Origin of the sequence: Mesonia mobilis DSM 19841, from assembly GCF_000423405.1 — a bacterium.
GTDB classification, from domain to species: Bacteria; Bacteroidota; Bacteroidia; order Flavobacteriales; family Flavobacteriaceae; genus Mesonia; species Mesonia mobilis.
In genome coordinates this window covers 50631-64057 of sequence record NZ_KE384014.1, presented here as the reverse complement: position 1 = coordinate 64057, position 13427 = coordinate 50631, and the positions used below count along the sequence as shown (strand labels likewise).

Here is a 13427-nt window from a genome sequence, read left to right as displayed (position 1 = left end):
GGGCTTTAAATAACTTAGGCTTAAGAACTTTTAAAATTTTCGATGAACACCTCTTCTTAACCGCTTTACATAAAAAATTAAACTTGGTATAAATACAAAAAGTAATAATGAAAAACCGGTGTTTTGTATAATCACACCATAAGGCCAATGCATTAACTGCAAGACAGCACCAATAATTGTTGCTAAAACATATAAGATACCGCTTGTAATGGCTATTGTTTTCATAAGAATGTATTTATTTATAACTCATCTCTACTGGGGCGATCATAGATATATTTAGTCATTGTTGGTACAAAAAACAAAGCGAAAAGAACAATTCCTATAGCGATTAACACATTTGCAAACGGCCAATGAAAATATTTAAAAAGAATCCCGATCATCACAATCGAGGTAGAAAGTGCGCCGGTGAAGAATGCTATTTTTTTCATAATGCTCAATTTTTATTTTAAAAACTAAAATTAACTCCAAAAGACTATCCAAAAAATCCCTGTTATCGGGGATTTTTAATCAAAATATTTCATTTTCTCCTCAAGCATTTCCTTACCTATTTCATATTGTTGCTTATTCATATGAGTTTTAAATTTTTCTAATTTTTCAGCACAAGTTGTAAAATATTCTTTTGCAATGTTTTTGTAACCTAAATCAAGAAATAAAGTTCCTGTCTCAAATAGTCCAATTAAATCTCTTGAATTTTCAACAGATTCAAATGTTAATTTATTTTTAAATGCGTCTATAATTACTTTTGCTTCATTTGGTAAACCATTATCATTAAAAGCCTTAGCTAATGCTAATATTTCAGTGTCCTTAAAATTGTAGATATTTGCCTTTTCTATATTTTTATAATAATCTACTAAATTACTTGCATTAAAATATTGATAATTGAAATAAGCTTTAAGACCGTTTATTATTGCTTGTTGAAATACCGTTTGATGTGATTCCGCCTCAAAAAAATCTTTTCTAAAAATTATTTTTCCAGATAGCTTTTGATTAAGTAAAGTATAAAAATCTTTAGAAGAATTCACCCACTCTGAATTTTGATTTGTTGCACAAGCGTAGATAAATTTCTTACCCTCTATTTCTTCAGATAAATTTTTATTACTTAAAGAATTTTGTAGCTGCCGTTTATCAAAACTTAAATTTGCATCTATCAAAAAATAAATATCAAAAAAATTAGGATTATTAATAAGGTTATAATTTAGAAAAGTAGCACCGTTAGAATAGCCAACACCTAATTTTCTAGGAAGAGTTCTGTAACGTTTATCTATTTCAGAAAAAACTTCTTCTAAAATAAACTTTTGAAATTTTTCAGCATTTCCATATCCTGTTAATGCTAAACTTTTTTTGTTTCTATATGATTGACATTCGGTAGAAAATCTTGATTCCTATTAGAAGAAACAATACCAACTACAATCATAGGCACTAAATTATAGTTCTGAAAATCTATTGTGTTTTTTACAGCATCAAAAAATTTTATTTCTTGCGCGTCTAGAACATAAATTACCTCATACTTTCTATTACTTTCCTTGTAATCAATAGGAACAGAAACAATTAATTCTCTTTCTTCTCCTAATACTTTTGAATCGATTTTTAGAATTTCAACCTGAAAAGCAACAACGTTTGCGTAGCTAAGTAAGAAGATAAATAATATAGTATTGACTTTCATAAAGCTTGTTTTAGTTTTTTTAAAATAATTACAAAAGTCTATCAATAAAATACCCAATAGTCTGTATTTTTAAAAAAAACTATATTTTAATACTATTCAAATGAACTTTCAACAGAAAATGTTGCGTGAAGACGCCTTAAAAAATAAAAATATCGTAGTTACCGGCGGCGGTAGCGGTTTAGGAAAATCGATGACCAAATACTTTTTAGAGTTAGGAGCTCAAGTAGCGATCACCTCTAGAAATTTAGAAAAATTGAAAACTACCGTTCAAGAATTAGAAGAAGAAACCGGTGGTAAATGTTTTGCGATACAATGTGACGTGCGAAATTATGATGAAGTAAATAAAATGAAGAATGAAGCCATCGATAAAATGGGAAGCGTTGACGTTTTACTGAATAACGCTGCAGGAAACTTTATCTCTCCTACCGAACGTCTTTCGGCAAATGCATTCGATACGATTATCGATATTGTTTTAAAAGGAAGCAAAAATTGTACGCTTGCGTTTGGTAAACATTGGATCGATAAGGGTGAAAAAGAGAAAACTGTTTTGAATATTGTAACTACTTATGCTTGGACGGGTTCTGCTTATGTGGTTCCTTCAGCAACAGCAAAAGCAGGCGTTTTAGCAATGACGCGTTCATTGGCGGTAGAATGGGCAAAATATGGAATTCGATTTAATGCCATAGCTCCAGGACCTTTCCCAACCAAAGGCGCTTGGGATCGACTTTTACCGGGAGATCTAAAAGATAAATTCGACTTGGCACAAAAAGTCCCGCTTAAACGTGTGGGTGAACATCAAGAACTGGCTAATCTCGCAGCCTATTTAGTTTCAGACTTCGCAGCTTACATGAATGGTGAAGTAATTACTATAGATGGCGGCGAATGGCTTAAAGGCGCAGGACAGTTTAACTTGCTGGAAGATATTCCTAAAGAAATGTGGGATATGCTCGAAGAAATGATTAGAAAGAAGAAAGACAAATAATTAACTTTAATTGTTAAAAAACAAGGTTAACTTATTTATTTAAGCGTTTTCAATTGGGATAATTAATTGTATTTTTACCATCTAAATCTTAAATAATTGATGGGTAAAATCATTGCAATTGCTAACCAAAAAGGCGGAGTAGGTAAAACCACTACTTCTGTAAACCTTGCAGCCGCTTTAGGTGTATTAGAGAAAAAAGTTTTATTAATCGATGCAGATCCGCAGGCTAACGCTAGTTCGGGTTTAGGCCTTGATGTAGAAAATGTTGAAGCCGGCACTTATCAACTTTTAGAACACACATTAAAAGCTGAAGATGCTATTGTTTCAACAGAATCACCAAACCTAGACATCATTCCCGCACATATCGATTTGGTAGCTATCGAGATCGAGTTAGTCGATCAGGACCAACGAGAATCGATGTTAAGAAACGCTATTGTTTCACTTAAAGAGAAGTATGATTATATTCTTATAGATTGCGCACCATCCTTAGGTTTATTAACATTAAATGCTTTAACCGCGGCAGACTCTGTTATTATTCCAATACAATGTGAATATTTTGCTTTAGAAGGTTTAGGTAAACTTTTAAATACGATTAAAAGCGTACAAAAAATTCATAACAACAATTTAGATATTGAAGGTTTATTGCTTACGATGTACGATTCTAGACTTCGACTCTCTAACCAAGTTGTAGAAGAAGTCAAAAAGCATTTTGAAGAAATGGTTTTTGAAACTATTATTCAGCGTAACGTACGTTTAAGTGAAGCTCCTAGTTATGGCGAAAGTATTATTAATTATGATGCAGGCAGTAAAGGAGCTAATAATTATTTAAGTTTAGCTGAAGAAATTATAAAGAAAAACAGTTAGTGATTTATGGCGAAGGCAACAAAAAAGCAAGCATTAGGTAGAGGTCTTTCTGCATTATTAAAAGATCCTGATAATGATATTAAAACTGCTAAAGACAAAAATGCCGATAAAGTTGTTGGTAATATTGTTGAATTAGAATTGGAGGCGATTGAGGTAAACCCTTTTCAACCTCGTACCAGTTTTAATGAAGATGCTTTACAAGAATTAGCAACCTCTATTAAAGAGCTAGGCGTAATTCAACCCATAACAGTTAGAAAAACTGATTTTAATAAATACCAATTAGTATCTGGTGAGCGTCGTTACCGTGCTTCAAAATTAGTAGGACTAAAAACGGTTCCCGCTTATATAAGAATTGCTAACGACCAAGAATCTTTAGAAATGGCGTTGGTAGAAAATATTCAGCGTCAAGATTTAGATCCTATAGAAATTGCTCTTTCGTACCAACGTTTGATCGACGAGATCGATCTTACACAAGAGCAAATGAGTGATCGCATTGGTAAAAACAGATCGACTATTGCCAATTATCTTCGTTTATTAAAATTAGATCCAATTATTCAAACCGGGATGCGTGATGGTTTTTTATCGATGGGTCACGGCCGTGCTTTAATTAATGTTGAAGACACCGAAATTCAACTTAAAATTTACGAGAAAATTATTTCTGATGCACTATCGGTAAGAGATACCGAGCAATTGGTTAGATCGTATCAAAAAAACGGAAAAGATTTTTCTTCAAAAAAATCGGCTTCACCTAGCGTTCCTAAAGAAATTCAATCTTCAGTAAAAAACTTTTCAGAATATTTTGGTGCAAAAGTTGATGTAAAAGTGAATAAGAAAGGCAATGGAAAGTTAATCATTCCGTTCTCTTCCGAAGAAGACTTTAAACGTCTGCAAAAACTTATAAAGGGTGAAGATTAAGATCTTATTAATTGTATTCGCTATTTTTTCAACACTTCAGCTTAAGGCTCAAAAAGATTCTTTAGCCTTACGTACCGAAAGAATTGCTGAAGTAAACGATCAAGAAGGAAAATTTAAAGAATACAATCCGCTTGCTCCGGCTAAAGCAGCATTCTATTCAGCGATTTTTCCGGGTCTAGGTCAGATTTACAACGGCCGCTATTGGAAACTACCTATCGTTTACGGAGCTTTAGGAACCAGCGTTGCCATTTATATTCATAACGACGAACAATACAACCGCTATCGCGACGCCTATAAAAGAAGGTTAGCCGGTTATAATGATGATGAATTTCAAGGAGTGCTCGAAAACGATCGATTAATAGATGCACAAAAGCAATTCAGAAGAAATAAAGAATTAACTATTTTAGTAACTGCAGCAATTTATATTCTAAACATTGTCGATGCCAATGTAGATGCCCATTTGCAGCAATTTAATGTAAGTAACGACTTAACATTAAATCCGGCGATCGATGTCGACCATATTAACAGAAACATCAACTACGGTTTATCACTCAACATAAAATTTTGATTATGAAGATTGCCATTTTAGGCTACGGAAAAATGGGTAAAACCATTGAGCAGATTGCCATTAACAGAAATCACGAAATTGTATATAAAACTTCTTCTCCTATTGAAGTTGAAGAATTAAAAAAAGCCGATGTTGCTATTGATTTTAGCATTCCAGATGCGGCTTTTAATAATATCACAACTTGTTTTAAACATCATATTCCCGTGGCTTGTGGTACTACCGGTTGGTTAGACCGTTACGAGGAAGCTGTAAAAGTTTGTAAGGAAGAAAACGGAGCTTTTATTTATGGTTCTAATTTTAGTTTAGGAGTGAATTTATTTTTTCAGTTGAATGAAAATTTAGCAAAACTGATGAGTAAATTTGATGAGTATAAAGTAGATGTTGAAGAAATACATCATACCCAAAAGCTCGATAAACCCAGCGGAACTGCCATTACTCTAACTGAAAGCATTCTTCAGCATACCGATAACAAAAGCTGGAAATTGATTGAAAATAACGAAGAAGTAAGTGATAAAGAGATACCGGTAGTTGCCAAGCGTGAAGACGATGTAAAAGGAACGCATACCATTAAATACGCTTCTTCGATCGATGATATCGAAATTAAACACACCGCACATTCGCGTGAAGGTTTTGCTTTAGGAGCAGTGATCGCTGCAGAATGGTTGCACGATAAAACCGGTGTTTTCACCATGAAAGATGTGTTAGGTTTATAAAACGCGATGTAACAATCGTGAGCTTAAACCTACTTATAAAAAAAATAAAAGAAAATGACTTTAGTACAGTGGTTCATATTTTTTCTAGTTGTTCAACTCATTCACGGGTTTGGGACTTGGAAACTCTATAAAATTGCAGGCAGAAAAGCTTGGGAAGCCTTTATTCCTGTTTACAATGCAATAGTTTTAATGAAAATGATCAACCGACCTTGGTGGTGGACGATCCTTCTTTTTATTCCTATCGTTAACCTAATTATGTTTCCGGTAGTTTGGGTAGAAACCGCTAGAAGTTTTGGCAAACATACTAAACTCGATACCTGGTTAACCATACTTACGCTAGGCTTTTATTTATATTATATTAACTACACGCAAGATGTTCAACATATTTCTGAGCGAAGTTTAAAACCAAGAACAGAAGTTGGTGAATGGGTAAGCTCGATTTTGTTTGCTGTAGTTGCTGCTACGATTGTACACACGTATTTTATTCAGCCTTTTACCATTCCTACGTCTTCGTTAGAGAAAACTTTATTAGTAGGCGATTTTCTTTTTGTAAGTAAATTTCATTACGGTGCGCGTGCTCCACAAACAACGGTTTCTTTCCCGATGGTTCACGATACCATTCCGCTTCTAGGAGTTAAATCGTACACCAACAAACCGCAACTCCCCTACTTTAGATTTCCGGGATTTGAAGATATCGAGCGTAATGATATTGTGGTCTTTAACTGGCCGGTAGATACGGTAAGAATGTTTCGTGATCGATCAGGAAAACACTACCAAAAACCAATCGACAAAAAATCGAATTATGTAAAAAGAGCAGTTGGTATTCCAGGAGATTCTTTAAAAATTGTTGACGGTAAAGTTTACATTAACGATGAAGCTTTAGTGTTACCAGATCGTGCAAAACCTCAATATTCCTATATCGTACAAGGTAAAGGCCAAGGTTTCGATCTTAGAAATTTAGCACAACGCTATAATATCACCGATCCTGTGGCTTGGTACAATCAATCTAAAAGACAGTTTAGGTTCGTATCACTTTCAGATGAAACAATTCAGAAGTTTAAAAATCATCCTAATGTTGCTTCGATCACTAGAATTATCGATTCGGTAGGGAAAACAGATCCGCGTATTTTTCCTTCAGCTAAAATGAATTGGAACCACGATCAAATGGGACCAATTTATATTCCTGAAGCCGGAAAAACTGTTGCGATCACTCCGCAATCTCTTCCTTTCTATAAAAGAATTATAGAAGTTTATGAAGGAAGCGAAATGGGACTTGAGCGCAAAATTTCTGTCAACGGTAAACAAGTGCTTTTAAATAACGAACCTTTAAACGAATACACTTTCCAGCAAAACTATTATTTTATGATGGGTGATAACCGTCATAACAGTGAAGATAGTCGTTTTTGGGGTTATGTACCCGAAAATCACGTCGTAGGTAAACCCATTTTTATTTGGATGAGTTACGATGGTAATGCCAATGGATTCTTCAATAAAATTAGATGGGAGCGTTTATTTACAACCGTTGGTGGTGATGGTAAACCGGTTTCTTATTTGTATTATTTTCTAATTGGATTGGTCATTCTTATCGGTTTTAATTTCTTTAGAAAACGTAAGAAAAAAGCTTAATCTTCATGAGTGCTATTGTTTTACATCCGGCATATTTCGGGTCAATTTTACAGTTTGCCCATTTAGCTCAGGCTGAAAAAGTTATTTTTGAAAATGAAGATAACTACCAAAAGCAAACCTACCGAAATCGCCAATACATTTATGGCGCTAACGGCTCTTTGTTGCTGAATATTCCTATAAAACATACCGGCAAGAAAAACATAAGACAAAAATATAAAGAGGTAAAAATCGAGCAAGATTTTAACTGGCAAACCATACATTGGCGATCGTTAGAAGCTGCTTACAGAACTTCTCCTTTCTTCGAATTTTACGAAGATGAATTAATTCATCTTTTTAAAAAAGAATACAAATTTTTACTCGATTTTAATTACGATTGCTATCAAGCGGTTTGCGATTGCTTACAATTAGAACAACCGCTTCAAAAAACGCAAGAATACATTCACGAGATCGAGCAACCAAATATAGAAGACAAACGTTTTTTGATTAATGCAAAATTAAAACCTACCGTAAAATTTGAACACTACACACAGGTTTTTGAAGATAAATATGGCTTTATCCCTAACTTATCGATATTAGATTTACTGTTTAATGAAGGCCCAAATAGTTTGAATTATTTAGAAAATCAGGAATTGATCTAATCTTTACTCTCCAAAGAAAAAATACACGAAATAGGATAATGATCTGAATATTTCACCTTCGGAAAGCTGTTAAACTGTCTCACCTTAAAAGCTTCATCGACTAAAATAGCATCAATACGCATCGGGATAAAATCGAAATCAAAAGTCTTTCCAAACGATTTTCCTTTTTCTTTAAAAGCATCTAAATGACCTTCAGAAAGCTTTCGATAGATATAAGAAAAAGCGCTATTATTCATATCACCACTAATCACAGATTTATACGGGCAAGATTCTAAATTCTTTAAAATCTTTTTTACTTGTGCTTCCTGTTTTCTGAAAGAATTATCAATTCGACCGATGAGTTTTTCTCGTGTTCCTTCTTGAAACTCGCTTACTTTCGGTTTAATTTTTAAACTTTCTAGATGAATATTTATAAAGCGAATGGTATCGTTCCCTACAGCAAGATCTACATAAATCGCATTATTATTAGAAGTTCCAAATCCGATCGAACCTTTATTTACGATAGGATAATTGGTATAAATCGCTTGCCCGAAACGCGTTTTTTTATCGGTTAACACTTCATATTTATGCTGAAACTCAACAAAATCAACATCTGAACGTTGCTGGTATTCTTGTAAACAAACCACATCGGGTTTTTCAGCTTCAATAAAATTAATTATTTGATTTGTTACCGAATCACCTTCGATCCAATTAAAGCGATTAAACTGTCGCACGTTGTAACTTAACAACTTTACGTCTTGAGGTTGCTTAGTATATTTTTCTGCACCAAATTTATACAACGATAAAATATGATTAAAGCCCAATAAAAGTATAAGAAATGAAAGCAGAAAATGCTTCCGCAGTTTAACAACCCAATAAATTAAAAAAGCAATATTAATGACCAGAAGTACCGGCATCGTTAAACTTAACACCGAAAGGTAAGGAAACGAACTCGGCGGGATATATGGTAATAAATAGGCCAATAAAAGTGCCGTCGCAAAAAGCGAATTCACAAAAAAGATAACTTTATCGAAGAAATTTAAAGGCTTCATAGCACTTCAAAGTTAATCTTTGCCGGCGTTAAACAAAAAATCTTTTTCGGCTTTACTCAAACTTTCGTAACCACTTTTACTAATCTTATCTAAAATTGCATCGATCTTTTGTTGCTTTTCTTTAGCTCCCGCAGTATGATGAGTAGCTGTTGAAGCTTTACTTTTTGAAGAAGAATAGTTTTTGTTTTTGTAAACTTTCTTAAACGGAGTTTTCTCTTTTTTTGAAAATATAGAAACGATACTGTCTACTAATTTTTCGAACCAAGCACCAATATCTCTCCCCTTTTGTAATTGAGTAGTGTAAATATAACCTAACAAAGCACCACCAATATGCGCTAAATGCCCACCGGGATTATTAAATGGCATTTGTACAATATCTGAGATCACAAAAAAAGCAGCGATCCACCAAAGTTTTATGCTTCCAATAATCATTAAGCGAACACTCATATTTGGAGCCTGAGTGGTTACGCCTAATAAAACTGCCATAACTGCTGCTGATGCTCCTAACAAATAAGAATTTCCGGCTCCGGCAAACGCTGGAAAAACATTGTAGCTTAACATAAATAATAATGCTCCGGCAATAACTCCTAAAAAATAATAATTAAGTAAACGCTTCGGTGAGAAAAATGTAAGAAACATTCGGCCTGAAAAATAAAGAATAAGCATATTCGAAAGTATATGCCATATTCCGCTATGCATAAAAGCGTAGGTAATAAGCGTCCATGGTTTATAGATAAATTCTCCTAGTTGCTTAGGAAAAACCAGCCATTCACTTAAATAATCCGGGAGATTAAAAAGATAAAAGATCGCTTTGAGAAGAAAAACCACCACAAACACAAGCACATTTACCGCGATCAGTTTTTCTACCACGCCGGCCATATTGTAACGATATTGTAATTGGTCTCTAAAGTTCATCTTAATTCCAGCGATTAAATTGATTTTTCTTCCAGTAATACATCGTAATAAATCCGATTACCGCTCCGCCAATATGTGCCCAATAGGCCGTATTTGACGGACCTAAAATCGTAGCTCCCGTCACTGCGGAATATACGTTTATTAAAAAATAACCTCCAATTAAATATTTCGCTTTAATCGGTATTGGGATAAACATAATGTATAATGGAAGATTAGGGTAAACTACTGCAAATGCCGCAAGTACTCCAAAAATAGCTCCTGAAGCTCCTACCATTGGCGTTACATAAGCATCGGTAAGTTGCATTACAGTTTCTTGAGAAACGCCTTGAAAAAATTGATAGGAATTAGTTTGTACGGCTCGATCTAAACTTTCATAAATTTGACTTGGTTGTATTCCTGCATCGAGCAAAGCTTGATAAGCAGGATTAAATTCTAGGTAAGTAAATAAAATTTGAAGTCCTGCTGCTGCTAAACCGGAAGAGAAATAAAGAAACAAAAATCGTTGTTGCCCAACAGCTTGCTCTAAAACACTCCCAAACATATATAAGGCAAACATATTAAAAAAGATATGCGATACATCACCGTGCATAAACATATGCGTCACCACCTGCCAAATACCAAAATTTTCATTCTCCGGAAACCAAAGTGCTAACATTTTAATCGCGTAATCACCTAAAAACTGGCTTCCTACAAAAAAAAGAATATTCGCAATTAAAAGTACTTTTACCGTTTCTGTTATTCTACCCATTTACATGAATTTTTTTTCGAGCTCATCTACTGCTAACGTGACGAACACCTTTCGGTTAGACGGTGTTACATCGGGTTCTTTACAAGCAAACAAACCGTTTACAATTGCAATTTGTTCTACCGTATCTAAAACCGCGCCTGTTTTAATTGCCATACTTTTTGCCAAAGATTTTGCCAATAAGTCAGTTTGTTTAAAGCCGCTTTCGGGTATTTCATTCTCAAAATCTGACAATAATTGGTCCAGTAAAATAGAAACTTCACTTTCAGAAATTAAATTCGGGATTCCTTTAATCTCTACTTCGTGATTTTCGATTCTGGCAAAAACAAAACCGGTTTGCTCTAACGAGTCTTTTAATTCTCGCAACATTGCCGTTTCTTGTTTAGAATATTGAAGAATTAACGGGAATAATAATTGCTGACTTATCGCTGCTTTTACCGTAATGCTTTTTAAAAGATCTTCATATAAAATTCGAGTATGCGCACGATGCTGATCGATCACTAACAAACCAGATTTTAAAGAACTAATGATATATTTTTTCTGAAGCTGAAATGTATTTCCCGATTCAGATTTCTTTTCATCTTCAAATAAACTCCCCGTTACTTCTTCACTTTCAAACTCTACATTGCTAAAGTCTGCTTCTGGCTTAGAAGAATCAAATTCGGTATATAAAGCTTCCCAAGAACCTTCATTTTTCTTTGAGAAACTAGGCTGAAAATTACTTTTACTACTTGATGTTTTTGCTGAAGTAGAGGAAGAAGATGAAAATTTCATCTCACTCTCAAACGGATTAAAATTACGATCTACTTCTACGATCGGATGTTCCGCTTGTTTCTCTTTATAACTATATGGCGTGTCTAAATTGGCATCACGCTCAAAATCTAACACCGGCGCGACATTAAATTGCCCTAAACTATGCTTGATCGCACTTCTTAAAATAGCATAAAGCGCGTGCTCATCGTCAAACTTAATCTCCGTTTTTGTAGGATGTATATTGATATCGATTCGTTTAGGATCGATGTTTAAATATAAAAAGTAAGAAGGATAAGTTTTCTCTTTTAGCAAACCTTCAAAAGCTGCCGTTACCGCGTGATTTAGATACGGACTTTTAATAAAGCGATCGTTCACAAAAAAGAATTGCTCGCCTTTGGTACGCTTGGCAAACTCTGGCTTTCCTACAAAACCTTGTACATTTAAAATTTCAGTTTCTTCTTCAACAGGAACTAATTTTTCATTGGTTTTAGCTCCGAAAATATTCACAATACGCTGACGGTGATTTGTACTTGGTAATTGAAAGATCTCACTCCCATTGTGATGCAATGAAAAAGCTATTTGCGGATGCGCTAAAGCCACACGCTGAAATTCATCAATAATATGGCGAGTTTCTACCGCATTCGACTTCAAAAAATTTCTTCTTGCGGGAATATTAAAAAACAAGTTTTTTACGCTAACCACCGTTCCTTTTTGGGTTACGCAAGGTTCTTGAGATTCTACTTTGGTTCCGTTAATTTTAATTTCGGTGCCTACTTCCTGCTCTTCTTGTTTCGATTTTAGACCGACGTGCGCGATCGCGGCAATAGATGCTAAAGCTTCACCACGAAATCCTTTTGTTTTAAGTTGAAAAAGATCTTCTGCCATTTTAATTTTTGAAGTCGCGTGACGCTCAAAGCACAAACGGGCATCGGTTTCACTCATTCCTTTTCCGTCATCAGAAACTTGAATTAAGGTTTTACCGGCATCTTTAATAAGTAGTTGAATATGGGTCGCTTCCGCATCGATCGCATTTTCGAGTAACTCTTTTACCACAGAAGCCGGGCGTTGCACCACTTCTCCTGCAGCAATTTGGTTAGCTACATGATCTGGAAGTAATTGAATAATGTCTGCCATTAATTTGCAAAGAAAATTGATAGATCAAAGTCGATTAAAAACAAGAAAAGAAATACTAGAATCGCAACAATCATCATAATTCTCTTGCTAGATTCTCGATCTGACTTTTCTTGAAATTCTGCCCACGCAGATTTAAAACGGTTCACGATCCCGCCGGGACTTTCTACCGTTTTTCTGTACTGGTCGTACTTTGATTGTATTTTATAGGGATTCCCCTCGCCTTTATCGTCGTAATAGCGAGGACTGTAATTAAACTGCTTGTTCTTTCTTGTTTTTAAAATTCCCATAACTTTAGCTTATTTCAAAGTTACTAAAATCAAAAACAATGCCGCTCTAAAGCGGCAAATTTTGTTAACAGTAAGTAAGCTATGCGTTATTCTTTATAAAACTTAGCGTCTTTACGCAACTGCGCCATTTTAATAGCCGCAACTGCAGCTTCTGCTCCTTTATTACCGTGTTTACCGCCGCTTCTGTCGATAGATTGTTGCTTCTCATTATCGGTAAGTACACAAAAGATCACCGGAATGTCTGATTGGATATTTAAATCTTTAATCCCCTGAGTTACGCCTTCACAAACAAAATCGAAATGCTTAGTTTCTCCTTGAATTACATTACCAACGGCTACAATTGCATCTAACATTTCGAAAGATTCTTGCATTTTCTTACAACCATAAATCAATTCAAAACTGCCGGGAACATTCCAACGAACAATGTTTTCTTTTAAAACTCCGTTCTCGATCCAAACATCAAATGCTCCTTGAAAAAGGTTTTCTGTAATATCGTCATTCCACTCAGAAACAACAATCCCAAACCGAAAGTCTTTCGCGTTTGGGATTGTATTTTTGTCGTAAGCGGATAAATTTTTACCTGCTGTTGCCAT

At 34.6% G+C, this 13427-nt stretch carries 17 protein-coding genes; 7 read left to right on the top strand and 10 right to left on the bottom strand.

Annotated elements, in window-relative coordinates:
• Positions 1-30 precede the first annotated feature (30 nt).
• The 4 genes from G551_RS16605 to G551_RS0114765 form a co-directional block, all read right to left on the bottom strand.
• Positions 31-225, bottom strand: coding sequence for a hypothetical protein (locus G551_RS16605; RefSeq protein WP_150313199.1), 195 nt, complete (start codon positions 223-225; stop codon positions 31-33).
• 14 nt (positions 226-239) lie between these two features.
• Positions 240-428, bottom strand: a complete 189-nt coding sequence (locus G551_RS0114775; protein ID WP_027886286.1) for a GldL-related protein — start codon at positions 426-428, stop codon at positions 240-242.
• Between the two features lie 75 nt (positions 429-503).
• Positions 504-1151: a hypothetical protein gene (locus G551_RS0114770; RefSeq protein WP_027886285.1), complete on the bottom strand. Its 648-nt coding sequence runs from the start codon at positions 1149-1151 to the stop codon at positions 504-506.
• Positions 1152-1330: 179 nt separating this feature from the next.
• Positions 1331-1663 carry a hypothetical protein gene (locus G551_RS0114765; protein WP_027886284.1) on the bottom strand — a complete coding sequence of 111 codons (333 nt, stop codon included), beginning with the start codon at positions 1661-1663 and terminating at the stop codon, positions 1331-1333.
• Positions 1664-1763: 100 nt separating this feature from the next.
• On the opposite strand from G551_RS0114765, the gene G551_RS0114760 reads away from it, so the two are divergent.
• The 7 genes from G551_RS0114760 (at position 1764) to G551_RS0114730 (ending at position 7969) form a co-directional block, all read left to right on the top strand.
• Complete coding sequence (locus G551_RS0114760) at positions 1764-2645, top strand: SDR family oxidoreductase (protein ID WP_027886283.1); 882 nt, start codon at positions 1764-1766, stop codon at positions 2643-2645.
• A gap of 99 nt (positions 2646-2744) precedes the next feature.
• Positions 2745-3509 (top strand): ParA family protein, encoded by a 765-nt coding sequence (locus G551_RS0114755; protein WP_027886282.1) that lies wholly within the window; start codon positions 2745-2747, stop codon positions 3507-3509.
• 6 nt (positions 3510-3515) lie between these two features.
• Positions 3516-4424, top strand: a complete 909-nt coding sequence (locus G551_RS0114750) for a ParB/RepB/Spo0J family partition protein (RefSeq protein WP_027886281.1) — start codon at positions 3516-3518, stop codon at positions 4422-4424.
• A complete protein-coding gene (locus tag G551_RS0114745; RefSeq protein ID WP_027886280.1) occupies positions 4414-4992 on the top strand; it encodes a DUF5683 domain-containing protein in 579 nt (192 codons plus the stop codon). The genes G551_RS0114750 and G551_RS0114745 overlap by 11 nt, the downstream gene beginning before the upstream one ends.
• A gap of 2 nt (positions 4993-4994) precedes the next feature.
• On the top strand, positions 4995-5705 hold the full coding sequence (dapB, locus tag G551_RS0114740; protein ID WP_027886279.1) for a 4-hydroxy-tetrahydrodipicolinate reductase: 711 nt from the start codon (positions 4995-4997) through the stop codon (positions 5703-5705).
• Between the two features lie 54 nt (positions 5706-5759).
• Complete coding sequence (gene lepB / locus G551_RS0114735; protein ID WP_027886278.1) at positions 5760-7331, top strand: signal peptidase I; 1572 nt, start codon at positions 5760-5762, stop codon at positions 7329-7331.
• A 5-nt stretch (positions 7332-7336) separates the two neighbouring features.
• A complete protein-coding gene (locus G551_RS0114730; protein ID WP_027886277.1) occupies positions 7337-7969 on the top strand; it encodes a WbqC family protein in 633 nt (210 codons plus the stop codon).
• Here the strand turns inward: G551_RS0114730 and G551_RS0114725 are convergent.
• The 6 genes from G551_RS0114725 to ribH all read right to left on the bottom strand — a co-directional run bounded on the left by G551_RS0114725 (position 7966) and on the right by ribH (position 13427).
• Entirely contained in the window at positions 7966-9000 is a 1035-nt protein-coding gene (locus tag G551_RS0114725; RefSeq protein ID WP_027886276.1) for an endonuclease/exonuclease/phosphatase family protein, read from the bottom strand. The genes G551_RS0114730 and G551_RS0114725 overlap by 4 nt on opposite strands.
• A gap of 12 nt (positions 9001-9012) precedes the next feature.
• Positions 9013-9915, bottom strand: coding sequence for a rhomboid family intramembrane serine protease (locus G551_RS0114720; protein WP_027886275.1), 903 nt, complete (start codon positions 9913-9915; stop codon positions 9013-9015).
• A 1-nt stretch (position 9916) separates the two neighbouring features.
• The gene (locus G551_RS0114715) at positions 9917-10663 is read right to left on the bottom strand and encodes a rhomboid family intramembrane serine protease (RefSeq protein WP_027886274.1); all 747 of its coding nucleotides are present in this window, start codon (positions 10661-10663) and stop codon (positions 9917-9919) included.
• Positions 10664-12547: a DNA mismatch repair endonuclease MutL gene (gene mutL, locus G551_RS0114710; protein ID WP_027886273.1), complete on the bottom strand. Its 1884-nt coding sequence runs from the start codon at positions 12545-12547 to the stop codon at positions 10664-10666.
• Positions 12547-12834 (bottom strand): hypothetical protein, encoded by a 288-nt coding sequence (locus G551_RS0114705; protein ID WP_027886272.1) that lies wholly within the window; start codon positions 12832-12834, stop codon positions 12547-12549. Before G551_RS0114705 ends, mutL begins: the two co-directional genes overlap by 1 nt.
• Positions 12835-12920: 86 nt before the next feature.
• On the bottom strand, positions 12921-13427 hold the full coding sequence (ribH, locus tag G551_RS0114700) for a 6,7-dimethyl-8-ribityllumazine synthase (protein ID WP_027886271.1): 507 nt from the start codon (positions 13425-13427) through the stop codon (positions 12921-12923).

Excerpts from the sequence above, each read along its gene's own strand:
- G551_RS16605 (WP_150313199.1), bottom strand. The coding sequence starts at position 225 with ATGAAAACAATAGCCATTACAAGCGGTATCTTATATGTTTTAGCAACA.
- G551_RS0114775 (WP_027886286.1), bottom strand. The coding sequence starts at position 428 with ATGAAAAAAATAGCATTCTTCACCGGCGCACTTTCTACCTCGATTGTG.
- G551_RS0114765 (WP_027886284.1), bottom strand. The coding sequence starts at position 1,663 with ATGAAAGTCAATACTATATTATTTATCTTCTTACTTAGCTACGCAAAC.
- G551_RS0114760 (WP_027886283.1), top strand. The coding sequence starts at position 1,764 with ATGAACTTTCAACAGAAAATGTTGCGTGAAGACGCCTTAAAAAATAAA.
- G551_RS0114755 (WP_027886282.1), top strand. The coding sequence starts at position 2,745 with ATGGGTAAAATCATTGCAATTGCTAACCAAAAAGGCGGAGTAGGTAAA.
- G551_RS0114750 (WP_027886281.1), top strand. The coding sequence starts at position 3,516 with ATGGCGAAGGCAACAAAAAAGCAAGCATTAGGTAGAGGTCTTTCTGCA.
- dapB (WP_027886279.1), top strand. The coding sequence starts at position 4,995 with ATGAAGATTGCCATTTTAGGCTACGGAAAAATGGGTAAAACCATTGAG.
- lepB (WP_027886278.1), top strand. The coding sequence starts at position 5,760 with ATGACTTTAGTACAGTGGTTCATATTTTTTCTAGTTGTTCAACTCATT.
- G551_RS0114730 (WP_027886277.1), top strand. The coding sequence starts at position 7,337 with ATGAGTGCTATTGTTTTACATCCGGCATATTTCGGGTCAATTTTACAG.
- G551_RS0114725 (WP_027886276.1), bottom strand. The coding sequence starts at position 9,000 with ATGAAGCCTTTAAATTTCTTCGATAAAGTTATCTTTTTTGTGAATTCG.
- G551_RS0114720 (WP_027886275.1), bottom strand. The coding sequence starts at position 9,915 with ATGAACTTTAGAGACCAATTACAATATCGTTACAATATGGCCGGCGTG.
- G551_RS0114715 (WP_027886274.1), bottom strand. The coding sequence starts at position 10,663 with ATGGGTAGAATAACAGAAACGGTAAAAGTACTTTTAATTGCGAATATT.
- mutL (WP_027886273.1), bottom strand. The coding sequence starts at position 12,547 with ATGGCAGACATTATTCAATTACTTCCAGATCATGTAGCTAACCAAATT.
- G551_RS0114705 (WP_027886272.1), bottom strand. The coding sequence starts at position 12,834 with ATGGGAATTTTAAAAACAAGAAAGAACAAGCAGTTTAATTACAGTCCT.
- ribH (WP_027886271.1), bottom strand. The coding sequence starts at position 13,427 with ATGGCAACAGCAGGTAAAAATTTATCCGCTTACGACAAAAATACAATC.